The organism is Weizmannia acidilactici (assembly GCF_008974185.1).
Lineage (GTDB): Bacteria > Bacillota > Bacilli > Bacillales > Bacillaceae_C > Weizmannia > Weizmannia acidilactici.
The window spans coordinates 38,914-62,662 of the sequence record NZ_BKZP01000020.1 but is presented as its reverse complement, the minus strand read 5'-3'; the positions used below and the strand labels follow the sequence as shown (position 1 = coordinate 62,662).

Annotated in this window: 26 protein-coding genes, 2 tRNA genes, 1 other RNA gene and 2 pseudogenes; 14 read left to right on the top strand and 17 right to left on the bottom strand. The window is 44.9% G+C overall.

The genetic code is table 11. The annotated features are described in order from the left end of the window. Positions 1-277 precede the first annotated feature (277 nt). Complete coding sequence (locus BpJC4_RS10160) at positions 278-1,183, bottom strand: DMT family transporter (protein ID WP_151681594.1); 906 nt, start codon at positions 1,181-1,183, stop codon at positions 278-280. Positions 1,184-1,269: 86 nt separating this feature from the next. On the opposite strand from BpJC4_RS10160, the gene BpJC4_RS10155 reads away from it, so the two are divergent. Next, positions 1,270-1,959 carry an MgtC/SapB family protein gene (locus tag BpJC4_RS10155; protein ID WP_151681593.1) on the top strand — a complete coding sequence of 230 codons (690 nt, stop codon included), beginning with the start codon at positions 1,270-1,272 and terminating at the stop codon, positions 1,957-1,959. Between the two features lie 178 nt (positions 1,960-2,137). On the opposite strand, the pseudogene BpJC4_RS10150 reads toward BpJC4_RS10155, so the two are convergent. From BpJC4_RS10150 to BpJC4_RS10140, 3 genes and pseudogenes are all read right to left on the bottom strand, one after another. Then, positions 2,138-2,736: pseudogene (locus tag BpJC4_RS10150) on the bottom strand (nitroreductase family protein). Positions 2,737-2,804: 68 nt separating this feature from the next. Continuing rightward, on the bottom strand, positions 2,805-4,070 hold the full coding sequence (locus BpJC4_RS10145) for a cytosine deaminase (RefSeq protein WP_151681592.1): 1,266 nt from the start codon (positions 4,068-4,070) through the stop codon (positions 2,805-2,807). A 10-nt stretch (positions 4,071-4,080) separates the two neighbouring features. Next, positions 4,081-5,499: a cytosine permease gene (locus BpJC4_RS10140; RefSeq protein ID WP_151697856.1), complete on the bottom strand. Its 1,419-nt coding sequence runs from the start codon at positions 5,497-5,499 to the stop codon at positions 4,081-4,083. A gap of 352 nt (positions 5,500-5,851) precedes the next feature. Between BpJC4_RS10140 and BpJC4_RS10135 the strand changes: the two genes are divergently transcribed. Then, positions 5,852-5,935 (top strand) — tRNA-Leu (locus BpJC4_RS10135). A gap of 155 nt (positions 5,936-6,090) precedes the next feature. Continuing rightward, positions 6,091-6,915 (top strand): MerR family transcriptional regulator, encoded by an 825-nt coding sequence (locus BpJC4_RS10130; RefSeq protein WP_151681591.1) that lies wholly within the window; start codon positions 6,091-6,093, stop codon positions 6,913-6,915. Between the two features lie 38 nt (positions 6,916-6,953). On the opposite strand, the gene BpJC4_RS10125 is transcribed toward BpJC4_RS10130, so the two are convergent. Then, positions 6,954-8,441 (bottom strand): UbiD family decarboxylase, encoded by a 1,488-nt coding sequence (locus BpJC4_RS10125; RefSeq protein ID WP_151697855.1) that lies wholly within the window; start codon positions 8,439-8,441, stop codon positions 6,954-6,956. A gap of 218 nt (positions 8,442-8,659) precedes the next feature. Between BpJC4_RS10125 and BpJC4_RS10120 the strand changes: the two genes are divergently transcribed. The 6 genes from BpJC4_RS10120 to BpJC4_RS10095 all read left to right on the top strand — a co-directional run bounded on the left by BpJC4_RS10120 (position 8,660) and on the right by BpJC4_RS10095 (position 13,534). Beyond that, positions 8,660-9,007 carry a hypothetical protein gene (locus BpJC4_RS10120; RefSeq protein ID WP_151697854.1) on the top strand — a complete coding sequence of 116 codons (348 nt, stop codon included), beginning with the start codon at positions 8,660-8,662 and terminating at the stop codon, positions 9,005-9,007. A gap of 21 nt (positions 9,008-9,028) precedes the next feature. Continuing rightward, positions 9,029-9,934, top strand: a complete 906-nt coding sequence (locus BpJC4_RS10115) for an FAD:protein FMN transferase (RefSeq protein WP_151697853.1) — start codon at positions 9,029-9,031, stop codon at positions 9,932-9,934. Between the two features lies 1 nt (position 9,935). Continuing rightward, a complete protein-coding gene (locus BpJC4_RS10110; RefSeq protein ID WP_253724312.1) occupies positions 9,936-10,535 on the top strand; it encodes a ferric reductase-like transmembrane domain-containing protein in 600 nt (199 codons plus the stop codon). Positions 10,536-10,569: 34 nt separating this feature from the next. Next, a complete protein-coding gene (locus BpJC4_RS10105) occupies positions 10,570-10,833 on the top strand; it encodes a ferredoxin (RefSeq protein WP_151681587.1) in 264 nt (87 codons plus the stop codon). 366 nt (positions 10,834-11,199) lie between these two features. Further along, entirely contained in the window at positions 11,200-11,754 is a 555-nt protein-coding gene (locus BpJC4_RS10100) for an NADPH-dependent FMN reductase (protein ID WP_151697852.1), read from the top strand. Positions 11,755-12,211: 457 nt separating this feature from the next. Next, positions 12,212-13,534: a methyl-accepting chemotaxis protein gene (locus BpJC4_RS10095; RefSeq protein WP_151697851.1), complete on the top strand. Its 1,323-nt coding sequence runs from the start codon at positions 12,212-12,214 to the stop codon at positions 13,532-13,534. Here BpJC4_RS10095 and BpJC4_RS10090 read toward each other — a convergent pair. Next, a pseudogene (locus BpJC4_RS10090) lies at positions 13,521-13,937 on the bottom strand (ATP-binding cassette domain-containing protein); the annotation flags it as partial. The gene BpJC4_RS10095 and the pseudogene BpJC4_RS10090 sit on opposite strands and share 14 nt — an antisense overlap. Before the next feature lie 126 nt (positions 13,938-14,063). Here BpJC4_RS10090 and BpJC4_RS10085 point away from each other — a divergent pair. Next, positions 14,064-14,936 carry a cytochrome b/b6 domain-containing protein gene (locus BpJC4_RS10085; RefSeq protein ID WP_151681583.1) on the top strand — a complete coding sequence of 291 codons (873 nt, stop codon included), beginning with the start codon at positions 14,064-14,066 and terminating at the stop codon, positions 14,934-14,936. Positions 14,937-15,067: 131 nt separating this feature from the next. Here the strand turns inward: BpJC4_RS10085 and BpJC4_RS10080 are convergent, their stop codons facing one another. The 5 genes from BpJC4_RS10080 to BpJC4_RS16570 all read right to left on the bottom strand — a co-directional run bounded on the left by BpJC4_RS10080 (position 15,068) and on the right by BpJC4_RS16570 (position 17,610). Continuing rightward, positions 15,068-15,418, bottom strand: a complete 351-nt coding sequence (locus BpJC4_RS10080; RefSeq protein ID WP_151681582.1) for a hypothetical protein — start codon at positions 15,416-15,418, stop codon at positions 15,068-15,070. A 253-nt stretch (positions 15,419-15,671) separates the two neighbouring features. Then, a complete protein-coding gene (locus tag BpJC4_RS10075; protein WP_259371267.1) occupies positions 15,672-16,100 on the bottom strand; it encodes an MMPL family transporter in 429 nt (142 codons plus the stop codon). An 83-nt stretch (positions 16,101-16,183) separates the two neighbouring features. Further along, positions 16,184-16,891: a class I SAM-dependent methyltransferase gene (locus BpJC4_RS10070; RefSeq protein WP_253724311.1), complete on the bottom strand. Its 708-nt coding sequence runs from the start codon at positions 16,889-16,891 to the stop codon at positions 16,184-16,186. Positions 16,892-17,032: 141 nt separating this feature from the next. Continuing rightward, positions 17,033-17,338, bottom strand: coding sequence for a hypothetical protein (locus BpJC4_RS16575; protein ID WP_253724310.1), 306 nt, complete (start codon positions 17,336-17,338; stop codon positions 17,033-17,035). Then, entirely contained in the window at positions 17,290-17,610 is a 321-nt protein-coding gene (locus BpJC4_RS16570) for a chloride channel protein (protein ID WP_253693922.1), read from the bottom strand. The genes BpJC4_RS16575 and BpJC4_RS16570 overlap by 49 nt, the downstream gene beginning before the upstream one ends. Positions 17,611-17,797: 187 nt before the next feature. Here BpJC4_RS16570 and BpJC4_RS10060 point away from each other — a divergent pair. The 3 genes from BpJC4_RS10060 (at position 17,798) to BpJC4_RS16155 (ending at position 19,141) form a co-directional block, all read left to right on the top strand. Beyond that, positions 17,798-17,871, top strand: a tRNA-Pro gene (locus BpJC4_RS10060). Between the two features lie 673 nt (positions 17,872-18,544). After that, a complete protein-coding gene (locus tag BpJC4_RS10050; protein ID WP_073193886.1) occupies positions 18,545-18,652 on the top strand; it encodes a YjcZ family sporulation protein in 108 nt (35 codons plus the stop codon). A gap of 327 nt (positions 18,653-18,979) precedes the next feature. Then, complete coding sequence (locus BpJC4_RS16155) at positions 18,980-19,141, top strand: hypothetical protein (protein ID WP_013860070.1); 162 nt, start codon at positions 18,980-18,982, stop codon at positions 19,139-19,141. Between the two features lie 467 nt (positions 19,142-19,608). On the opposite strand, the gene BpJC4_RS10045 is transcribed toward BpJC4_RS16155, so the two are convergent. The 5 genes from BpJC4_RS10045 to BpJC4_RS10025 form a co-directional block, all read right to left on the bottom strand. Continuing rightward, positions 19,609-20,931, bottom strand: coding sequence for a chloride channel protein (locus BpJC4_RS10045; RefSeq protein WP_253724313.1), 1,323 nt, complete (start codon positions 20,929-20,931; stop codon positions 19,609-19,611). 236 nt (positions 20,932-21,167) lie between these two features. Further along, positions 21,168-21,363, bottom strand: a non-coding RNA gene (gene ssrS, locus BpJC4_RS10040) — 6S RNA. Between the two features lie 48 nt (positions 21,364-21,411). Further along, positions 21,412-21,708, bottom strand: coding sequence for a rhodanese-like domain-containing protein (locus BpJC4_RS10035; RefSeq protein ID WP_151697846.1), 297 nt, complete (start codon positions 21,706-21,708; stop codon positions 21,412-21,414). Positions 21,709-21,789: 81 nt separating this feature from the next. Continuing rightward, positions 21,790-22,050 (bottom strand): metal-sensitive transcriptional regulator, encoded by a 261-nt coding sequence (locus tag BpJC4_RS10030; protein WP_151681579.1) that lies wholly within the window; start codon positions 22,048-22,050, stop codon positions 21,790-21,792. A gap of 18 nt (positions 22,051-22,068) precedes the next feature. Next, on the bottom strand, positions 22,069-22,401 hold the full coding sequence (locus tag BpJC4_RS10025; protein WP_151681578.1) for a rhodanese-like domain-containing protein: 333 nt from the start codon (positions 22,399-22,401) through the stop codon (positions 22,069-22,071). A 145-nt stretch (positions 22,402-22,546) separates the two neighbouring features. Here BpJC4_RS10025 and BpJC4_RS10020 point away from each other — a divergent pair, with 145 nt between their 5' ends. Next, complete coding sequence (locus BpJC4_RS10020) at positions 22,547-23,326, top strand: thermonuclease family protein (protein WP_151681577.1); 780 nt, start codon at positions 22,547-22,549, stop codon at positions 23,324-23,326. 27 nt (positions 23,327-23,353) lie between these two features. On the opposite strand, the gene BpJC4_RS10015 is transcribed toward BpJC4_RS10020, so the two are convergent. Continuing rightward, positions 23,354-23,749, bottom strand: coding sequence for a VOC family protein (locus BpJC4_RS10015; RefSeq protein ID WP_151681576.1), 396 nt, complete (start codon positions 23,747-23,749; stop codon positions 23,354-23,356).

The window sequence follows — 23,749 nt, the reverse complement described above, 5'->3', positions numbered from 1 at the left end:
CGCTCATTTTTTGAGCGACTTTATTATTATATCATGTATCCGATCGATGTCAACAACTTTTTTACCGTTGCGTTGCTGGGTCGCTATCGGACGAATATTAATATATCATGTCCTTAGCTTCCATGCAATAGTTTTTTAAAATATTTTTTCGCAGAATATTTTAGCATCCCACTGTACTGCAAGATCATCATCAAAGGTTGGTTTTCATATACATATATTATGAAGAAACAGGCCACGTACCAAAACAAGCCATCTTTCTGTTTTCACAGGAAACGGGTCAACCGGCCGGTTCGCTTTTTTCTTTTATCTGAAGTGCACGGCGGTTTTCAGCATGGTCCCGGATCATAAAGTAGGCAATGCTTAACAAGATGATGATTCCGCCAACCGCCTGGAACCAGGAAATTTTTTCTTGGAAAAGGAAATAAGCTAGAATCGAGGCACCAACCGGTTCAAATAAAATCGCAACGGAAACTACGGATGCACTGATCCATTTTACAACCCAATGAAACACCGAGTGTCCTGCGAGCGTCGGCAGGATCGCAAGGAGTAAGAAACACACCCAATTTTGGGCGGAATACGGAAAAAAAGATTCACCGGACAAAACCACATAGAAAAACAGCACGACCGTGGATGCCAAATAGACGGTAAAAGTGTAAGGAATCAAAGCCGCCCTTTTCCTTACATATTGGCCGATCATTAAATAAACTGTGACAAACAGGCAAGAAATAAGCGCTAAAATATCACCGTAGAGCGCTTTTCCGCTGATAAAAAAATCTCCCCAGCTGATCAGGATGCTGCCGAATACTGCTAAAGCCGCGCATAACACAGCTTTAAGAGAAAGGGACTCACGGAAGAAAAAATAAGCGCCGGCAAAGGTGAAAATCGGCTGCAATGTCACAAGCACAGTAGAACTGGCAACGGATGTTAAGTTAAGGGACTCAAACCATAAAATAAAATGGAATGCAAGAAACGCCCCGGCAACGACAGAAAGGAAAAGATCTTTTTTTCCCATGTGCATATGTTCTTTCCTCTTATTGATAAAAAGGATTGGCAGCATGATAAAAGTGGCATAGAATAACCGGTAAAATGCGATTACACCTGCATCCGCCGTGCTGTATTTGACCAAAATGGCGGATGACGTGACCGCGAGTACTCCCGCGATTAATGCAATATACGGATTCAATTGCACATTCTCCTTTTCAATTTCACGTTACTTTCATTCTATAGCGCGCTGCTGCATTTGACCAGTACTTTTAAAGGGGGAGACAGATGGTGTTCTGGGATATGGAAATTATATATAAACTCGGTATTACCGCCATATTGGGGCTGATTATCGGGCTGGAAAGGGAATTAAAGCGGAAGCCGCTCGGATTAAAGACAAGCTTAGTGATTTCGATTATCAGCTGCTTACTGACGATTGTATCCATCCAATCGGCGTATCTTTTTAATCATGCCCATGATGTGCAAATAACGATGGATCCGCTCAGGCTCGCCGCCCAAATTGTATCCGGAATCGGTTTTCTCGGGGCCGGGGTCATATTAAAAAAAGATAACGATTCGATTACCGGCTTGACGACCGCAGCTATGATCTGGGGAGCAAGCGGCATCGGGATTGCCGTCGGGGCAGGTTTTTTCATGGAAGCAATCGCAGGCGTTGTACTCATCATGATCAGTGTGGAAATTATTCCTTTATTATTAAAAAAAGCAGCAAAAAAGAGATTGCACAATAAAGATCTCATTATAAAAGTTGTGGTCCATGACCGGGATTCGATCCCAACGGTTCTCGAATCAATTGAAAAGCAAGAGATCACAATTGAAAATATCCGGATAAAGGATTTAAAAGACCATTCGCATTTAATCGATTTGAAAGTAAGGGCAAGTTACATGCATACTGCTGCGGATATATACCGGAAAATTTCGGATATGGACGAAGTGGTGGCGGCTGAAGTCGAAAGCTGATGAAAAACAGTTTTTCAAGTACTTAAATAGCAACAAACTCAAGGGAGAGAAATTAGCGAAAAAATTTTTGATATCAGATGTTCTTTCTAAAAAATGGGAAATTCCATTCACCCCCCTCCTCAAGCAGCCTGTTTAACGCAAAAAAAAGCAGCCGCGAAATTCCCGGCTGTCAAAATTTTTATTTAAAAAATTTTACGCGTTCATCTAGCGGTTTGAATTCTTTTTCCCCTGCCGGAGCTGTCGGTTTTCCAAACGGCATTTGCGCAATTAGCTGCCAGCTGTCCAGGAGCTTCCATTCTTTTTTGATTTCAACACCAATGAGCGGGTTGTAATGTTGGAGGCTGGCGCCGAAGCCTTCCTGTTTCAGGGCTACCCAAACGACCAGCTGCAGCATTCCGGAAGACTGCTGCTACCAAAACGGAAAATTATCCTTATATAATTCAAACTGCTGCTGATGCGATCGGATGACATCCTGTTCTTCAAAAAACAGGATCGTGCCAGCCGCTGCCAAAAGAACGTATTTTTTCTTCCGTTGAAGCAACATTTTCGGCAGGTACAATTTTCCGTAATGTTTCTGTTGTGATTCCAAAGTTTCGTATGGTGCTCATCCAATAAAATCACAACTCTTCCGCTTTGCGAATTAAACGATGTCGGCGTATATTTGACGGCATGTTTGACGATCCCGAGGATACGGTCGTCCGAAACAACTGCTTCACTACTAATCGCGTAGATGGAACGTCTATCTTCTATGGCTTTGTAAAAATCTGCCACGTCCAAATTTCCTCCGATTGAAAATATGCCTGCATCTTTCTTATCGCCTATTTCGAAAGGGGATATTCTTTACATTACTTTTGAAAACCTACACGCTCTTCACCATCCAAATAGACGAAGGAGGAACTCGGAACCGTTTCTGAAATCACTTTGCCGTTCCGAATCGAATAACGTACCGGCACCTGCCTCCGTATCGCATCATAAGCATCCGCTGCCGTCAGGATAATCAGATTGGCCGGTTTTCCTTCCACAATGCCGTACCGATCCTCAATATGGAGCGTTTTTGCGCTATTTTCCGTAATCAGGTCAATCGACTGCATGATCTGTTCATAGCCCATCAGCTGGCATACATGGATGCCCATTTGCAGCACCTGCAGCATATTCCCGGTGCCAAGCGGATACCAAGGATCCATAATGTCATCATGCCCGAAGCAGACATTCAGCCCCGCTTCCAACAACTCTTTCACACGCGTCACCCCGCGCCGTTTCGGGTATGTATCAAACCGGCCCTGAAGGTGGATGTTCACAACCGGATTGGCGACAAAATTGATACCCGAAAGTCTCAGGATCCTGAATAATTTGGAGGCATAAGCGTTATTGTAAGAATGCATTGCCGTTGTATGGCTGGCGGTCACTTTTTCTCCGATGCCGAGCCGGTACGCTTCCGCCGCGACAACTTCGACAAAGCGCGACTGTTCGTCATCAATTTCATCGCAGTGGAAATCTATGAGCCGGTCGTATTTTACAGCAAGTTCAAACGCTTTTTTCACCGACTCTACGCCATACTCCCAGGTAAATTCGTAATGCGGTATGCCGCCGACCACATCCGCCCCGAGTTTCAATGCTTCTTCCATCAATTCAAGGCCGTTCGGAAACGAGAGGATACCCTCTTGCGGAAAAGCGACAATTTGCAGTTCCAGCCATGGCGCAACCTCTTCTTTTACTTCCAGCAGCGCTTTTAACGCCGTTAACTTCGGATCGGTCACATCCACATGGGTACGGACAAACTGGATGCCCTGCGCAATCTGCCATTTTAACGCTTTTTTCGCACGCGCCTTCACATCTTCATGGGTAAGCAGCTTTTTCCGCTCCGCCCATGTTTCGATGCCTTCAAATAACGTGCCGCTTACGTTCCATTTCGGCTCCCCCGCTGTCAGGACCGAATCCAAATGGATATGCGGCTCAATGAAAGGAGGCAGGACAAGCCCGCCTTCCGCATCGATCACTTCATCCGCAGTTTCCGGAAGCCCACCTTGGAAAATGGCTTCAATTTTTCCTTTTTTCAATTCAAGGTTCCAAAGTCCTTCTTGATTTCGTAAACGTGCATTTTTGATTAACATGTTTAACACCTTACTTCCATAATTTTGCAACGATAGTATACAGGACACCGGTTAAAACGATCGTTGGGTAAGTGGCGCCGATATGGGCGGTAAAAACCGGCAGATTGTGCACAGCCAGGAAGAAAGCCACACCAAGTACCCAAACGAGCATTGTCTTGATGTTAAAACCTTTCGAAAACCAGTATTTTCCGTTTTCTTTTTCAAATTCCCCGGCATCATACGATTTTTTCTTCACAAAGTAATAGTCCACGATCGTAATGGCAAAAATCGGCCCGAACACCATTCCGATATAATCAAGGAACATTTCAAACGAATCGAGGAAACTTCCGGCAAAAAGCGGCACAATTGTCAACACTGCCGCAATGATCGTGACAATCCAAAGCGCGGCAATCGGCTTGATTTTCTTCGTTATGTTTGTAAGCGAGATTCCTGCTGCCATTAAGTTTACAGCGTTGGCTGTGGTGCTCGTTAAAATAATTACGACGAGTGCCACCATGCCAAGGCCGAGCTTGCTGACAATCGTGCTCGGGTCGGAGTTATTCGGATCATACACCCCTGTAGAGATCGCAGTGCCGATCGCGCCGACAATGCCGACAAACGCAAACCAGAACAGCGCGATATTTGCGCCGATCATCGGGGCAATCGTAGCCGTCGCTTTTGATTTGCCGTAGCGGGTAAATTCCGCAATCGCTGGCACCCAGCCAAGACTGAACGCCGCCATTGTATCCATTGCCGCGCCAATCGGCAGGCGTTCACTTTTCGGCGGCTGCCAGTTTAAAATGTCATGGAAAGAAACATGCCACAGCACAACGACCGTTTCCCAAATGCCTAAAATAAGGATCAACACAACGCCGATACGTTCCACTAATTTTACGGATTTATGGCCCATCGCAATTGAGAGCAAATGCAAAACGCTCATGACCACAATCCCGAACATCATCGTTTTCGCGCCGCCCGCTTCTCCAAACGCCGGCCAGCCGAGAAAATCTTTGCATACATAGCTGATGGAAATTGCGGCAATAAACGTGTTGACCGCGGTCCAGCCGATAAACTGCGTTGTATTTAAAATCGATGGCAGGAAGCTCCCCCGGACGCCGAACGACGGCCTTGTCAACGCCATCGTCGAAGTGCCGACTTTATAACCGATAAACCCGATTAACGCCATAATCATATAAGCAATCGGATTGGCAATCAAAGTGACTAAAATGGAACCGCCGAATGCCGCCCCTGCAACCACACCGCCAACATACCATGAACCGTTATTTGCGTTTGCCCCGATCCAGGTGGCAATCATATCACCAAAATTTAAACTGCGGCAGCTCATCGGCACCGCTTCGGAAGCCCCGTATTCTTTTGTCACCATGTTTTGGGATGGCGCCGCAGTTTGTTCCGCCGCTCCCGCATGTTGAATCGTCTGATCAAATGACATATAAATCCTCCTCCGATAATGTAAAAATCCGAGGCCTTTCAATTCAAACGGAGCAGGTGCAAAAAAAGCTTCCTGCCAGCAATGACAAGAAGCCTGTACTTCACCAAAACGACTCTGCAACAAGCGCAGAACTTTTCCGTTTACCTTGTCAGCCTCACTGGACTAAAATTAAAGGTACTCATATTCAACTACTGTAAATATACCACTGTCCCCAAATCCTGGTCAACGATTTTTATGCAATTCGACATGCGAAAAATTTTTTCGCAAAAACTTTAAAAAAGCTATTGCATTTTTCTTTCGGGCATAATATAATAAATTTGTCGCTGATGAGGCGAACAAAAAAATAAAAAATGCGGATGTGGCGGAATCGGCAGACGCGCTAGATTCAGGTTCTAGTGGTGGCAACACCGTATGGGTTCAAGTCCCTTCATCCGCATCAATGAAACAAGGGTTTCAGCCAGTTGGTTGGAACCCTTGTTTTTTTGCTTATAAGCAGCATTGATACATAGATAAATAGCGGATTTATCCAGATATTTTTATATAATCAAGTTGAATGATCAAGACTCCAGATTGTAAGAAAAGGAGATAGACATGGAAAAATACTTTTCAATTGGTGAAATGGCTTCGATCCACCATATTTCAAGGCAGGCTCTGATCTACTACGATAAAATTGATTTATTCAAGCCGATTAAAACAGATGATCATGGCTACCGGTATTACAGCCCTTCCCAAATTCCTTTGCTCAGAGAGATTCTATTTTTAAAATCAATTGGCATTAAATTGGATACAATAAAGGAACATATCCAAAACCGCAACCTTACAACCGCCATTTCACTGCTCGAGTCCCATAAAGAAACGATTGAACAAGAAATTGAACAATTAAAAGCAACAAAAGGACATATCGAAAATAGACTATCCCTATTTGCAACGGTGGAAAACTTCAAAAACGAACTTTATCAGCCAATGATCGAAACGTTCCCGGAAAGGAAAGTTATTTTTGTCCCATTTGAGCATCAAATTTCACGTAAAGAGCTGCATTTAACTGTCATGAAAGCGTGGGATATTCTGAACAGATATAGCCTGCTTCCTTCTGAAGGGTTTGGCACGATTATACGCAAAGAGAGTTTAGAAGAAAATGATGTATTTCGAGGTGCGGGCAGCTGCATTATGCTGCCGGATGATGTGGCGGAAATCGAAAATATGTTTACACTGCCTGCTGGAGAGTATGCCTGTATGTTTAAATACGGAATGCCATATGAAACACAATTCCTGGATGAATTAATAGAATGGATTCACGATAACCATTATCAAGTAGCCGGTGATGTTTTTGACGCCTGCCTTTTGGATTCGACATTTTACGGGGAAGACCAGAATTCCGACTTTTGCCAGCTGCAGATACCGGTTAAGAAATGTTAAAAAAGAAGAGGAATGCAGCGCACCCTCTCCCCTTTTCATTATTTCTTAAACAATTTCGGTGCAAAGCGGCTTGGATCAACATCCATAAACTTCGCCCGTTTGAATTTATCTTTTAAATGATAAGGCACTGTGCAGTCAAAAATGGTTTTGCAGGAAATGCCTTTGTCCCGGATGGAAGGGCTGTATTCCGGGCTTTGCGACGGATCAAGCGGATGGCAGCGCACACCCGGAATAAAGATCGTGTCGACATCCCCCTGGAAGCGGGTGTTCATTGCCCATAGGACGTCATTACTGTCGAATGGATCCACGTCTTCGTCAACAATAAAAACATGTTTCAATTCGCTGAACGCTGAAAACGCCAAAAGCGCCGCCTGCCGCTGCCGCCCTTCGTCACTCGGCTGGCTTTTCTTAAACTGCAGAACGGCCATATATTTGCCACCACCGGAAGAATGGGCGTATACATTCAAAAGCCTGCCCGGCAACGCCCTTTCAATCATTTGAATAATACTTGCTTCGGTAGGAATTCCTACAAGATTGACATGTTCCTCGCTCGGCCCGATGACAGATTGCATAATCGGATTTTTGCGGTGGGTGACGGCTTTTACTTTGATTAACGGCACTTTCGGGTTCGCTTCACCCGTGTAACCCGGAAATTCTGGCATGGCTTTTCCTGTATTTGTATTTTGATCTTCGCGGACATACGTGTTTGGAATCAGTTCCCCTTCGATCACATATTCTGCATTGGCAATCGCTTTTTCATCAATTGTTAAGCATTGAACAAGTTCAACCGGCTCATTCCTTAGAGCACCGGCAATGCTCAATTCGTTAAATCCTAATGGTGTGGTAGGCGGTTCAAAACATGCGCCGATTTCGATTGCTGGATCAACACCGATGCTGATGGAAATCGGAAGCGGTTTTCCAAATTTTTCCGCTTTTTCGCGGAATACCCCTAAATGGCGGGCACCAGGTGTAAAGAACATGGATATTTCATCTTTGCTTTGCAGGCAAAGGCGGTGGATCGTAACGTCCGATTCGCCCGTTTCCATATCGGATGCGTAACACATCCCCGTTGTAATATACGGACCGGCATCTTCTTCCGTATTGGTCGGCGCCGGAATGAGTTTGCGGATATCAAATCCCGGTTCATCTACGTAGTGAACGACCTCTTGGCATTTTGCCTTTTCATTTGGAACGGTAACCGGCTGAATTGGATTTTGCACCGCTTCATTTAGTAGGAACCCGAGCCTTTCCGGTTTTTCTCCAAGGAGCAGCCCTACCCTTTCGCGGCTGGCAAGCAGCCCGATCACCACTCTTGCATCTTCATGGCCTTTCACATTGTTAAAAATCATTGCCGGGCCGATCCGAGTCGGGCGCATAACCGTCCCGCCGGCGCCGACATAGCGGTAAACCCCTGAAATTTCAGCATGCGGATCAACCGGTTCATCCGTTTCAATCAGCTGGCCCGGAACCGTTTTTAACAATTCGAGGGCCGAACGCAAATCCGTGACTTTGATTTTCTCTGCCATCGTTTCTCCTCCAATCAACTGTTTCGTACAAGGAAAAGTTTACCCTGTATAACTGCTATACAGTCAATCATCTCTTAATTAAACCATCATTAATCTCCAGCTGAACTGTTACATCATCCATAATACTTTTTTCAATCCTGTCTCGTTAATTCTTTTTTAATAAAACTCCACTATGATGGTATCAAGCTAAGATTTGAAAAAAATGGAGATGACAATAGATGGCAAAAAACAGAGGGATCAAATGTATTGTCGGTCTTTCGAGCGTTGCGGTTTTTACAGGGATGGTCGGCCTAGCGGAAAAATATGACCAGTCAAGCACAAAAACGACTGCATCCACAAGCAGTTCCAATACAAATTCAAATTCTTCTTCGAGTTCAAACCAATATCATGACAGCAGCGGCAAATTTTTCTCGGACGATGGCGGCAGCTCAAACAGCAGTTCGGACAACAACAGCAGTTCGAGCAGCGGTTCGGACAATTACAACTCCGGCAGCTCCACTTTCCAAGGCCCGCCGAGCAGAGGGGATTTCGGCCAGGACAGCCAGGTAGGCGGCCACTCTTCGTAATCTAACGAAAGGGGAATTGCGATGTACAACTTTCGTGCAATGAATACAACGATTGCCACTTATTATTTGAACGAACAGCACAACCGGCAAACGGAGGCATGGTTCCGGCATGTGGAAAATACACTCAGCCGCTTTTTGCCTGAAAGCGAATTGTCGCAGTTAAACAGAACGGAAAATACGCCTTTTCTGCCAAGCGATGTGCTGTATGAAGCAGTGGCAGCGGCAGACCGTTTCTATTATGAAACGGACGGCGTGTTTAATCCGTATCTCGGCCGCGACATATGCAGGCTCGGATACGACCGGAGCTTCGAAAAAATCGAATCAGGAAATGTAGAAATTCAAAATCAATTTTTAACCAATAAAGAAGCACCGGCCGAAATCGACCCAAAAATGAGAATGATTACGATACACGGCGCGATGATTGACCTCGGCGGGATTGGAAAAGGCTGGACTGCCCAGCAGGCCGCAAACCAGTTGTCGAAAAAAACGCCATTTGGCGGCATTGCAGCAGGTGGGGATATTATTGTCTGGGGAATGCCGAAAGAAAATTGGAACATCAACATTTCAACACCCGAATCCTGGGATAAGCAATTGTTTTCTTTTAAACTCGACCGTCCTGCAGGCATCGCCACAAGCAGCACGGTGAAGCGGAGCTGGAAGGATAAAAATGGGCAGACCCACCACCATATTCTCGATCCGCGCACGCACGAAAGCTCACAGTCGGATCTTATTCAAGTCAGTGTCATTGCTCCTGACCTGGCCGTTGCGGAAGTATACGCAAAATGCATGATTATTTTAGGCTGGGAAAAAGGAATCGAATGGGTTTTGGAAAAACGCAAAGATCTCGGCATTGTCGGTGTGAAAAACGACCATTCCATTGTAACAGGCGGGGCGATCCGCGACTATTCTTCGGAAGGACTGATTTAATATGGTGAGCGAACTGTTCACAGCCATTCATAACATCATGCCTGTATGGACGGTTTCCCGTGCAGCCGGCGTGACTTCTTACTTGTTGCTGTTTGTATCAGTCGTTACGGGGATGAGTGCCCATTACCATTTTATGAAACCAAGAACAAAAGCCCGGATTAACCTCGTTCACCAGTCAACTGGCTGGTTCGGCCTGTTATTCGGGATGGTGCATGGCCTTGTCCTGACGTTCAGCACGTATGAAAACTTTTCGATATGGGATGTGCTCATTCCGTTTATTTCGAAATCAAATCCTATCCTGATCGGGATTGGGATTCTATCGCTCTATATCATGATTTTGTTGATTGTGACATCAGATTATATGAAAGCACTCGGGCATAAAACATGGAAAGCAATCCACTTTTTGGCTTTTCCTGCATTTATTGGCGTATTCATCCACAGCGTGATGCTCGGGCCGGATGCGCATTATCCGTTTATGATGTTTTTATACGCCTCAACTGCGATGATTACAATTGCGGCCCTGATTTTAAGAATTTCGATCCGCCCGCCGAAAAAAACGGTGCGTCCAACTGAACAACGGGCAGCGCGTCACACCGGTTGATGAGCTAAAAAATAATTTTTTGGAGGAATGGAAGATGAAAAAATTTGCGATTGTCAATCGGGAAACATGCATTGCTTGCGGAGCCTGCGCAGCAGCCGCCCCAGATATTTTTGATTATGATGAAGAAGGATTGTCATACGTGATGTTGGATGATAATCAGGGAACAGTAGAAATCCCGGAAGAACTTCTGGATGATCTGGAAGATGCTTTTGAAGGCTGCCCATCCGAATCCATCAAAGTATTGGAAACACCTTTTAACGGTAACCCAAACAAAGAAGCAGCAGGAATTTCATGTTGAAGTTCCTGCTGTTTTGTTTATTGCCACTGGCTCCCCTTTTATCGGCGGAATGACCCGATTTATCAGCGGTGAGCTGGAATATATCAGCGGGTTTTCAATTTTATCAGCGAAAACTTCTCATTTATCGGCGCTCAACTTTAAAATTACACATCCCGACTTTCTCCTCCCTTTTTGAACCCAGATATTTTTTCACCAAAACAAGGTTCCCGGCACCTCATTTCCTCCTGATCCTCTTTTATCGGCGGAAATGCACGATTTATCAGCGGGCGACTTTTTGTATCCAGGGCATTATTTTTGACTTTTCACTTTAGTTTTCCTTATAATTATCTCAAATTAAAAATAATTATGGAAGAAGGTCAGATCATTTTGGCAAAAATTGGTATTTTGCTCGGCTCTTTGCGGAAAGAATCTTTTTCAAGAAAACTTGCAGAAAATGTGGCAACCCTGTTCCCCGGCGGCTATGAAACAGAGATTGTTGAAATTGAAAATCTGCCTTTATACAACCAGGATTATGATGACTACAACGAAGTCCCTGCTGAATATACAGCATTCCGCAACAAAGTAAAAGGACTGGACGCCATTTTATTTGTAACGCCTGAATACAACCGCTCTGTTCCGGCTGTATTAAAAAATGCGCTGGATGTCGGTTCGCGCCCTTATGGTCAAAGTGTTTGGAGCGGCAAACCGGCAGCCATTATTAGCCAGTCACCTGGGAATTTGAGTGCGTTCGGCGCCAACCACCATTTGCGCCAGTCGCTTGTCTTCTTAAACATGCCGGTCGTCCAGCAGCCTGAAGCTTATATCGGTAATGTCGCAACGCTGTTTGATGAAAACGGTAAAGTTACAAATGAAAGTACTGTCCAATTCTTACAATCTTTCGTGGATGCGTTTGTTGATTTGATCAAAAAATACAAAGGTTGAGATATATAAAAATGTCCCGAAAAAATAATCTAATATAAAAAATCATGGTGAGCATTTACCTCTTGGGCAAAACTCACCGTTTTTTATTCCGTTTATTCGTTACTTCGGATACTTCCTCACTCCAATGTGTGCTTATTTTTCCGCAATGAAATCTAAAAAATGGAAAAATACAAAAAACCGTCCGGTATGGTATGATAATTGTTCCCGTTTCAACCCTTTTTTCAAGTATATGCTTTATTACTTATTCGCTTTTTCTCACCACCGTATCATGAAACCGATGATACATCAAAAAGGTTAAAGTACGGTAAAACAATTTTATGGCCCCTGAAATTTTTTTGTTAAAGTCTAAATATTGTATGCCGATAATTACAATGGAGCATCCAGTTCTGAAAAATTTCCGCTAGTTAAATCTTTATACCTAATATTAAAATACCATACTAAACACCGGAGGAACGCCATGTTAAAGAATGTAAAAAAGATTTCATCCAAGATTATTTTAATATCTGTCATTAACACGATTTTTGTAGCAGCCATTAATATCGGGACATCGTTATTTATAGGCCCCGGCAGCAGTACCAACGGCCAAAGCCAGGGAGCATCCGTGGGGTTCATGGTTCCAACGCCTGTTTTGATCGGCCTTTTCATCTCCCTTATCATCGGCATCATACTTTCGTACATATTGGGCAGGGTGATTTCTAAACCGATCCTGCACATGGCTGAACTGGCAGAACAAACTGCGGCTCTGGATTTGCGGGAAGAAAGCCAGTCATTCGGAAAAATGAAAGAATACAAAGATGAAACCGGACAGATGGCCAAAGCGCTCGGGCAAACAAGAAAAACCTTAAGGGACTTGGCGATGAAGCTACAGCAAATATCCTCAACGGTTGCTTCCCACTCCGAATCCCTTGCCAAAAGGACGGAAGAAAGCTTCCAGTCCATCAACCAAGTGGCAGCCTCCATCGATGAGTTCGCCCAGGGAAACAGCCATCTTGCACAAACCGTTCATGACATCAACGAAACATTAAGTGAAGTCGTCAATCTGATCGGGGAAATTACGCAGGAAGCATCCACCGGGGCGGAATATGCTGTGTCTTCCCTTGATGCTGTCGCAGAAGGGCAAAAAACGATTGATATCCAAATTGAGAAAATGGACCAGAATATTGAGATCACGACTGCGGCAAATCAATCCATTACAGAACTCAGCCAAATGATCGGCAAGGTCCATGAATTTGTTAATGTCATTAATGCCATTGCAGCTCAAACAAACCTTTTGGCTTTAAATGCATCGATAGAGGCTAGCAGGGCCGGGGATGCGGGAAGAGGATTTGCCGTTGTGGCCGGTGAAATCCGTAAACTGGCGGAAGGTTCTTCGAAAGCAGCGCAGGAAATTAAAGACTTGATCTCCGCGACGACGGAAAAATCCAATGCAGCTGTGGAAAATATCAGCCAGGCCAACGCCTTTATCTCGGAACAAAAAGACGCTTTCCATAAAACTGAAGCTGCCTTTGAGACGATTAAACACACATACAGCAACATTGTTGACAGTTTTCGGCATACGGCAGAAAGCATGGAAAACATCAATGGGAAATCCAAACAAATTTCGAAGCAAATCCAGGATATTACTTCCACTGTTGAAAATTTTGCGGCAAGTTCAGAAGAAATATCCGCTTCCAGCCAGGAACATCGGGCTTTTACCGAAGCCATTTCCGGGTCCACAAAAGAGTTGCAGCAACTGGCAGGTAAATTGGATGCGGAAATTAAGAGGTTTAAAGTAAGTTAACCCGCAAGATCCCCTGCAGGCAGCCTGACAGGGGATTTTTTAACGCAAATTGATTCAGATAAAGATTTGCATAAAATCCGTTTTGCCTCAACAGCTCTTCATGCGAACCTTTTTCGATGATTTCCCCATGGTTGATGACGAGGATCATGTCTGCTTCGCGGATCGTGCTCAGCCTGTAGGCAATGACAAAACTGGTCCTCCCCTTCATTAACGACTTCATCGCCGCCTGGATATGGAACTCTGTTCGGGTGTCGACATTGCTTGTCGCTTCATCCAAAATGAGGATCGACGGGTCGGCAAGGATGGCCCTCGCGATGGTTAACAGCTGTTTCTGCCCCTGGCTTACATTGCTCCCTTCCGCATTTAAATACGTATTATATCCATTCGTAAGTTTCCGAATAAAACGCATCGGCTGCCTTACTCCCCTCTGTATACATTTATATACAACCAATCAATAAAATATTAAGCAGAAATTAAGAAACCGCCATTATATTTTTGATATCAAATGATTTGGGGTGTACATGAAAAAATGAAAAAGAACTACATAAAATTTGCCATTGATCTGATCATGGCGATTATGTTTGTCCTGTTTTTCAACACGCGCGTTTTAGGTGGGCTAGCGTATCATGAAATTGCCGGGCTTGTTTTTGGTGTCATGTTTTTGACGCATGTTTTGCTGAATTTCAATTGGGTGAAAAATGTAACACTGAAAATGCTCGACAAAAAACTGCCGTGGAAAGCGCGGGGAAGCTATGCACTGAATCTTTTGCTGCTGGTCTCCATGTGTTTCATTATTATCAGCGGGATCATTATTTCCCGGGTTGTTTTCCCGAACATCAACCTTGGGAATGAAAATTGGTTCAAAATTACCCATATTTCTGTCTCATCCCTCGTTTTAATTCTGGTAGGCATTCACGTAGGGCTTCACTGGCATTGGGTAGTCAATGTCTTTAAACGGATCATCCACTTTAAAACAAAAAAGAAATGGATTGGTTATGCAGTAAAAATTGCAGCGGCGCTGATTCTTGCTTTTGGCGTTTATGAAATCAAGCAAACAGGATTTGTCAACCGGGTTGCGAGCGCCACCACCGTCTTTAGTGGAAACAGCAGCGGCGGGCAAATGGAGGGGCATGATCATTTTGATTCCGCCAGCGGTCAAGGGCCTGATTTTATGAACGGGGAAAAACCGGGCTTTGCGAACGGCCAAAGACCGGTTTTCGAAAACGGGCAAAAACCAAATTTCGCAAAAGGGGAACGGCTTGAAGGTGCAGAGCATGAAGGCGGAAACGTGAATGTCCTGAATGTCATCCTCACATACTCAGGCATTATGGCCGTGTTTGTCGTGATCACGTATTATATTCGAAAACTAACATTAAGAAAGAAAAGAAGAAAAATGGCTTAAACATACGGAAACCTCCGATTTTTTCCGGCGGTTTCCGTTTTTTCATTACCTGTACTCGCGCTTTAATTGGTACTGGTCATCATCATGAGAAGATGGATGATACAGAATACCATTCCTGTTCTGCAATAATCCTACGAAAATCTTTTGCTTCGGATGCGCGTTTTTGTTCGAACTGGTATTTTAAAAAATTTTTGTTCTGTAATACAACGTACATCATACATTTTGTTATAAACATCGATGCTGCCAGTTGCTTTCTCCAGCTGCGGCTCCGAATGTTTTAACTGCTTATGGGCATCATTCAAGCCGGAAGCGATTTTGGAAATGGCGTTGTTTGCCTGTTTGAGCCCGTCATCAAGGGTTTGCGCCTGATTCGGGACAAGGAAGTTTTTGATCGGCGTCCCTGCCGGTTGTGTCGCGCTCCGGACTGCTTTGACATGATCGACTTTTTCAACACTGAGCGTAATGGCTTCAATCTTCTCCAAATATTTGCGCGAATCATTTTTTCACCATTTTTCATCACGATCGTGGCCGGCATCGATTCGCCAGGTTCAAAATGATCCGCAATCAGGTTATAACCTTTTACCGAATCATACTTATCGCTCATTTTGGCAATTGAATTATAAGAAAGTTTTCCATTGTAAATGATGATTGCCGGAACGATGGACACCGCGACAATGAAGAGTGCGATGAAAGGGCGCGCCAATGCAAAGCCACCCATTTTTTCCACATGCGGCTTTAACTGTGGCTGATATTTTTATTCATCGGCCAGAACAGTTTTGTGCCAAAAATGAACATCAAAATCGGGACAATCGTCACCAGGCATAAAATAAGGAAGACAATCCCGACTGCGACGCCTACGCCTGACCGGTATATGTTGAAGTTCGAAAATCCGATCGCCGAAAAGCCGACCAGTACGGTCAAAGAACTGAAGAATACGGTGCGGCCCCCGCTCCGGAACGTATGGATCACCGCTTCATTCACCGTTTCAAAATTCGGGAGTTCCTCTTTGAAACGGTGAATCAGCAAAATGCAGTAATCCGTCCCGATCCCGAACAGCACCGCAACAAGGAAGATGTGCGTGTAATCGAAAATCGGAAAATCCACCCATTTGGCCAGAAAAGCAACGACAGCCTGTGATGCGAGAAAAGAACAGCCGACAGCGATCAGCCATGAATTGTTTTTACAATTTCATTATAGGAGAGCAGTAAAAAAGAGCCCTTGACCAAAATCGATTTTTCATCCAAGTTTTATTTTGTTCCTGTCAAGATCCGGTAGCTCAATGCATCGTGATAAGAACTGACAAGATTTCCATGCCGTGTGAGGATGGAAAACAATTCGAGCTCAAGATCCGTTGAAAAATGATATTCTGAATGGGTATAGCCGCTTACAGCTAGGTTTTCCTTCCAAACTTTTATATTTCGGAAACCGGCCGTTTCCAACAGTTTTTTCCAGTCTTGTTCCGCCAACAATATGTCAATTTGATAAAAATTTTTGATCTCAGATTGCTCCTCTTCAGTCAATTTTCTGTCAACCGTCATCTCATTTGCAATGAAACGCCCGCCTTTTTTCAAAACCCGGTATATTTCCGCCAACGAGGATGGTTTGTGGACAAATGCCAGGACAGACTCGGATAAAACGAAATCAAACGTATTGTCCTCAAACGGAAGCTTTTCAACAGATCCGGCAACCAAGCGGACCGGCAGCTGTTCGGATAGAAACCGGTTTCGCGCTTTTTCAATCATGATCGGATGAATGTCGAGGCCGGTAACATCAGCCTGATATTCCCGAAATAAATATGCGGCCGTTTGCCCCGTTCCGCACCCCGCATCTAAAATTTTTGAACCACTCCTGATATGTTCATTGGCCAGCATTTCCTTTGAAAGATTAAAGCCACCGGGATGGGCACCCCCCAAGCCGAATTTTGCCAAATAATCGATATATGTGAAATCTCCCAATTTACCGCCTCCCTTTGCTTTTTTTATTTTATGTAGATAGGTAAAGCGGGGTTCTATTTCTCCCGGGAGAATGCCTATAGAAATACAAAGAATTTTAGGGGCATGGAGATGTTAGATGCAAGACAAAAATTGTGCACTGAATCACCGGCTTGTTTCACGGGCAAATCTATTACAAATGTAAATGGAACTGGTTCGCCTTGTTTTTTGATGTGGTCCCGGAAAGTTGGATGGCCACTTTTTTAATTCCACGTCCGGTTCCAATTGCACCCATAAAGATTTTTGGTCAAAAACGAGCTGCTCGTGATATACGCTCTGATGCCCGATGATCATATAGCCGGCGATGCATGCCGCCATCACATACAGGCCGGTTATGTGCCCGTACAATTCGTATCCGAGCATTACAGCGGAAATCGGTGTATTAGATGCAGCAGCAACGACCGCCAACATTCCCGCTGCGCCCCTAAAACAGGATTTAACCCGAAAGCCAAAGCAAAAACGTTCTCGGCGACAGAACCAATTACAAGTTGCAGGGTGAACGTCCCCCCGTAAAAACCGGATCCAAGTGTAACAACCACAAACAAGATCTTCCAAAGAAACGCGAAAAAGTCAACATGGTCCCCGTATATGGCCCGGTCTATTAAAGGCAGGATCAGACCCAAATCGGCGGCAGGAAAAATCAATAAAAGGGCGGCAATGAGCAATCCTCCGGCGCAGGGCATCAGCAGCAAAGGAATATGAAAACTTTACTACTTTTTGCCACCGCCTTGTAATTCAATCCGGACAGGCAAAAGGTTCCGGAAAAAATTTTAAAAAAGGCTTTGACAAGCGAAAATTATTGTTGTAGAATAATACCTGTCAGCGAGAGATAAGGTTGCTCGTAAAGTTGAAAAGCAAAATAAATTTTTTCGGGAAGTAGCTCAGCTTGGTAGAGCACTACGTTCGGGACGTAGGGGTCGCAGGTTCAAATCCTGTCTTCCCGACTACTAAAAACCTTGATGCATCGCGGATGCATCAAGGTTTTTTTCGTTTTCAGCCGGGGTGATTTGCCCGTTGTTTACGCATTCCGTCAACAATTCAGCATTAAAACTGAATGCCCCTTTGATTAAAATTCCAGTGGGGATAAAAAGCCACTTTTTTCTTCACCCATTATGGCCCATCATTCCTTCATGCTTTATGCGTATTAACTTCTTGCTGCTTGTCCGGATGGAATGCCCCCTGTCTCTGTCCTTCCATCCATCCATAAACGTATATTTCTTTTTCATTAAGATGTTTGTCCATTCCAATCCAGTGATTCATTCATTTAATGTAGAGAATTTACGATGAGGAGGTGTGTAAATTGCATTGCAGGCCAATTGTTACTGCCCCGAGATATGTCGTTCGTAACCGTTTTGTTCCACGTTTCCAACCCATCATCCATCCACTCGTGGAAGTGAACCGTACAAATGTCGTTACAGTTCCCAGGCATATGTTGAAACCGATCAGAAAAAATGAAGTGGTCTATCACAATCGTCCTTTTCCATGCCGGCATTTTTGGTAGTGCCAGCAAAGCCACTTAGCCTTTTCTTCATCCCTTTTACGTTTGTCCTTTACACCTTTCTTCGAAACATCATATTTTAAAATACAAGATATCTTAAGGAAAGGAGGTGAAAGTCAATGACAGATGGTGGTTACAGCACGGGCACATCTTTTGCCCTGATTGTCGTTCTCTTTATCCTGCTTATTATTGTAGGAGCGTTTTATATGGGTGGTTCCGGATATTAAGCATAATCAGCAAACTAGAGAGAAAAAAGTCCCCCTCCACTCAGGCAGCCTCCATTTTGAAGCGTATCATTACGCTTCTTTTTTATTTGCTTTGTCATTGACAAAAAGATCCATGCCATGATGAAAGCACACCACAAAAGGATAAAAAGCAGTTGGCGCAATGATTCGGAGCAGAGCCGATGAGGGCAATATGGCGTTGTCTGCGTACTTAGTGAATAAATGTTCCGCTATATCGCATTTCTAATAGGCTGGATAGAAAACCGGTTAAGCCATAAATTGGTTAAAAAACTTCCGATTAACACACCCTATGTTTGGGAGGTGATAAAAATGGAAGAAGAAAAAAGTTACAAATCCAATACTTACTCGTACAATAACCAGCTCGAAGGAAATGTCCAGTCGCAAAATGCCGGCAGCGAAGAGGAAGAAGGGCTGGCTGATACCATTCAAAATGTGATGAACAAAGTCACCGGACTCGGGGAAACCGAGTAAAGCGAGAAGGCTGCCGCAAAAACCGTTGAGACGATCCTCAACGGTTTTTTGAACGCTTCTTGCAAAAGATCAGCCGGTCCGCGAAGTTCTTTTACGCAAAACTGCCCAACGTTAAGATTGGCGCGATTTTGGCACGCTTCTTTTACGCAGAATCTGTTAAGAAGACGCGCATTTCAGCGGCCTTTCTTTTCTTAGGGCGTCTGTGCGTAAATATATAGTACGCTTCCTCTGTGCAGAACACTCCTATGTCAAGATAGGCGGAAAACTTGGCAGGCTTCCTTTATATAGAGCGGCCCTATGTTAAAGTTGATACGTTTTTTGGCGGGCTTCCTTAACATAGGCGCCTCTATGTTAAGATAGGCGCATCTTTTGACCAGCTTCCTTTCCGCAGAGCGGCCCTATGCTAAGATCAATGCGTTTTTAATAAGATTGCTTAACATAAGCCTGATCATAAACGGCTTTTCCCACTACCACGGAAGATGGAACCGTCCTGTCTGATTTGCAGTGCCGCTTGAAAGTCGGATGGATTCTTTCCTCAGTTCGACCCCCGGCTCCAGCTGCACCCATAAAGACTTTGGATCGTACACAAGCTGGTCGCGATAAACGCTGCGGTGCCCGATGATCAAATACCCGGCGATACAGGCGGCCAACATATACATCCCCGTAACATGACCGTACAGCTCATATCCAAGCAGCACAGCGGAAACCGGCGTATTGGATGCAGCTGAAACCACCGCCAGCATGCCCGCAGCCGCCCCTAATACAGGATTTATCCCGAGCAAAGCGGCAAATGCATTTCCGGCGGCAGACCCGATGACGAGCTGTGGGGTGAATGTTCCTCCGTAAAAGCCGGAACCAAGCGTAACCGCCACAAACAGGATTTTCCACAGAAATGCGAAAAAGCCGACATGGCCCCCGTGCATCGCTTTGTCCAAAAGCGGCAAGCTCAGCCCCAAAAAGTCGGCGGGAAAAATGAATAATGCGGCAGCAATGAGCATACCCCCAACACAGGGCATCAGGAAGGGAGGAAGATGCAATTTTTCCCGGACAACCGAAAATAAGCGGCCCCCCTGCTCAATAGATTCAACAAACAGCCATCCAGCCAGGCCGCAAATCATGCCAAGGGCAGCCACTTTTAAAAGCAGCAGAACAGAAAAAGACGGCATGGCATGGATCATGAAATATTCATAAGGCGTATGCAACAGCCTTTTATTGACTTCAAAAGCGGCTATGCCGGAAACCGCCGAAGGGAAAAGAAACTGGTGCCGGATTGACCCGATAGCCAATACTTCCAAACCAAACACGGCTGCCGCAACGGGCGCGCCAAACAGGCTGGCAAAAGCAGCACTGATTCCGCATACGATCAGCTGGGCCCGAAGAAACGGCTGAATATGAAAAATTTTCCCGATCCATGCGGCAAGTGAACCGGCAAAGTGGGCGCTCGGCCCGAATTTTCCAGCTGAACCGCCGGATACAAGTGTAATGAGGGCAGCCAGATACTTGGCCGGGAAGCTTCTGTCAAAGGGCGGTTCCCCTTCCGAGTGCACAGCAGCAATGGCAGAAGGCGCCCCTGGTTTCATTTTATACAGCAACAGGCCATTCAACAGGCCGCCAACCGGAAGCAGCAGCATCTTATAAGGCACGGGCAGCGCACCTGTTTTTCCGCTTAAAAAATTTAAAGCTTTCAAAAACAAACCGACCGTGGTTCCGGCCACAATGCCAATCAGTACGGCTATAGCGACATAGACGATCATGGTAATAAACATCACGGCAGGCTCAATGTATTTCATTTGGTTCACGTTTTCCCACTCCTGCATGTCAAAACATTGTTAGTTTTATTATACACCCAGTAACATCGAGGGCTAACACAGAGCGGGTGCTTTATACCGCGCGAAAAAATGGGCCGGGCACTGGCCGGGCACTGCATCCGGGGTGCAGGGTAACAGGCTCAGCTAATGCCTTCGGTCTAGGTTCTTGATTGTGAAAAACCCCGCCCTTCTAAGAAGGACGGGGTTTAACAGATTATGTATGTGCCGCCGTTGCCGTAATTGAACTAAGAAAGTTTTAAAACCACACTCCTCAAAGTGGGTGTCCGCAAAAGCATTCCTGCCTTCCTCCCTGCCGCAAAAGGCGGAGGCCCGGCATTCCGGCTTTGATATAAAACTCCCTATATCAGTTTAAAGGTTAAAACTTTATTACCATTACGCACAACGCAACTCTTGTATTCATATATTACCCTTTTTTTAACATAAGATCAATAAGAAACTTTTTCACTCGATTTCGCCAGTCCAGGACATCATGCCGCCGCTCAGGTTCGTGACATCGAAGCCGCGGCTTTCAAGAAACTGGCAGGCCATATAGCTGCGCCCGCCGGAATGGCAGACAACAATGTAATTTTTGGAACGGTCGAGATCCTGCAAGCGGAACTCCAAAAGGCCGAGCGGGATATTCACCGCACCCGGGATTTTTCCTTCCGCAACTTCATCTGTTTCACGCACATCAATAATATGAAGTTTCTCTCCCTTTTTTCGTTTTTCTTCGACTTCCTGTGTTGAAATTTGATTCATGATCAATTCCCTCTTATATTACCCCTGTAGGTATATCATCACATAAAATTTTTCTGCGGGAAGGCCGGAGCCTCCCCGTTTTCAGCGACTTTTCACAAGCAGGTTGACCGCTTCTTTCACAAGACTTTCCGTATCTTCCCCGTTTTGCCCCGCTTTTTGGACACATTCCACCAGATTGGCGCTGACAATTACACCGATCGCACGGTCAATCGCTGTACGCGCTGCAGACAGCTGGGTGATGACATCTTTGCAGTTGTCCTGTTGTTCCATCATCCGCAACACGCCCCGCAATTGGCCTTCAATTCTTTTGACGCGGTTTTTGATTTGGTCATCATATTGCACCTTTTTTCCTCCTCTATATTATGAGTGAATCACAGAGTAAGAGCTAATGTGAAATCCTTTCCTGCGCAAAAACCGGATGCCGAAATTGGCTTCAAGCTGGTTTGAAGAAATAATATGCAGGTTGCCCTTTGGAATTTGGCAGGAAAATCTTTTTAAATAGGCGGTTGGGATCGTAATGGCGCCTTGAACGGATCCACTGCCTGCATCCTGGTAATCCCTTACGTCGACCACCACTTTATTTTCCATATCATCAATTCTTAATTCTGTCCGCGTTATTCCGTGGACCGGAAAATATCGTGTATAACCAATTTTAATGAGGATCAGAGCAAGAATGAAGAAAACAACATACATTTACACGAATGACCTCCTGCCCAAAATTCAATTACAGAAACCATCATATACCCCTATAGGTATTTTGTCAAATCCCATGCCTTAAAAACTTTTTAAACTCATGGTAAAATAATGAAGCAGACTTTTTAAGACAAGGGGAAGAGAAATGAAAAAAAGAAAAGTTGGCTGGCTTGGATTCATCATTGCCATGTTCTTAATGGCTGCGGCAGCATGTGAACCATATAATGGCAGCAGCACACAGACTGCCACAAAACAGGCGACATCCCAGCAAAGCAGAAGCCAATCCGGCCAAACAACCGGCAAGCAAATTCCGGTCAAGCTTGCCGATGTGACCGATGGGGATACGATCAAAGTCTACTATAACGGAAGGGAAGAAACAGTCCGCTATTTGCTGGTTGATACACCAGAATCGAAAAAACCGGGTCAGTGCGTGCAGCCGTATGCAAAAGCGGCCTACTACCGGAATAAGCAGCTCGTCAGCAGCGGCAAACTGACCATTGAGTTCGATAGCGGCGCTGAGCGTGATAAATATGGCCGGCTGCTCGCTTATGTTTTCGTGGACGGCAAATCCGTGCAGGAACAGCTGCTGAAAGAAGGGTATGCGCGCGTCGCTTATGTATATGAACCGCCTTATAAGTATTTAAGCACGTTCGAAAAAGCCGAGCAGCAGGCAAAGAACGCGTCTCTCAGAATCTGGTCACAAAAAGGCTATGCGACAGACCGCGGTTTTAACGGCTGTGTAAAAGGAAGCGCATCTTCCGAAACAACCGGTCAGCAAAAAAGTACAAACAGCAGCACCGACAATTTTCAAAATTGCACAGAATTGAGAAAAAAATACCCGAATGGCGTACCGCGCTCCAATCCTGCTTACCGCTCCTATATGGACGGCGACAAGGACGGCTACGCCTGCGAACTTTATAAATAAGAAACAGGCTGGCGGAAAGCCTGTTTCTTATTGTTCATAATAATTTAATTCCCATTCAATCCCGTGCCTGTCTTTTACCTTGGCATACAGCGCACCCCAAAATGTTTTCTGCAGTTCCATTGTCACCTGCCCGCCTTCAGACAATGCACTGTAAATGCGGTTGATTTCTTCTTCACTTTCAAGGTCCAAAGAAAGCTGGATGTAGTTTCCTTTTACAGGAGGATCCCCAAATACATCGTTAAAATACAGCGCGCAGTCTCCAATATGCAGCTCGGCATGAATATATTTTCCTTCATGCCCTTTAAACATTTCGATCCCGTCCGCAAGCTTGGCATTTTTAATTTCGCCCTTAAATACATCACGGTAAAATTCGATCACTTCTTTGCAGTTTTCAATCGTAATATGTGGGATTACTTTTTTCAT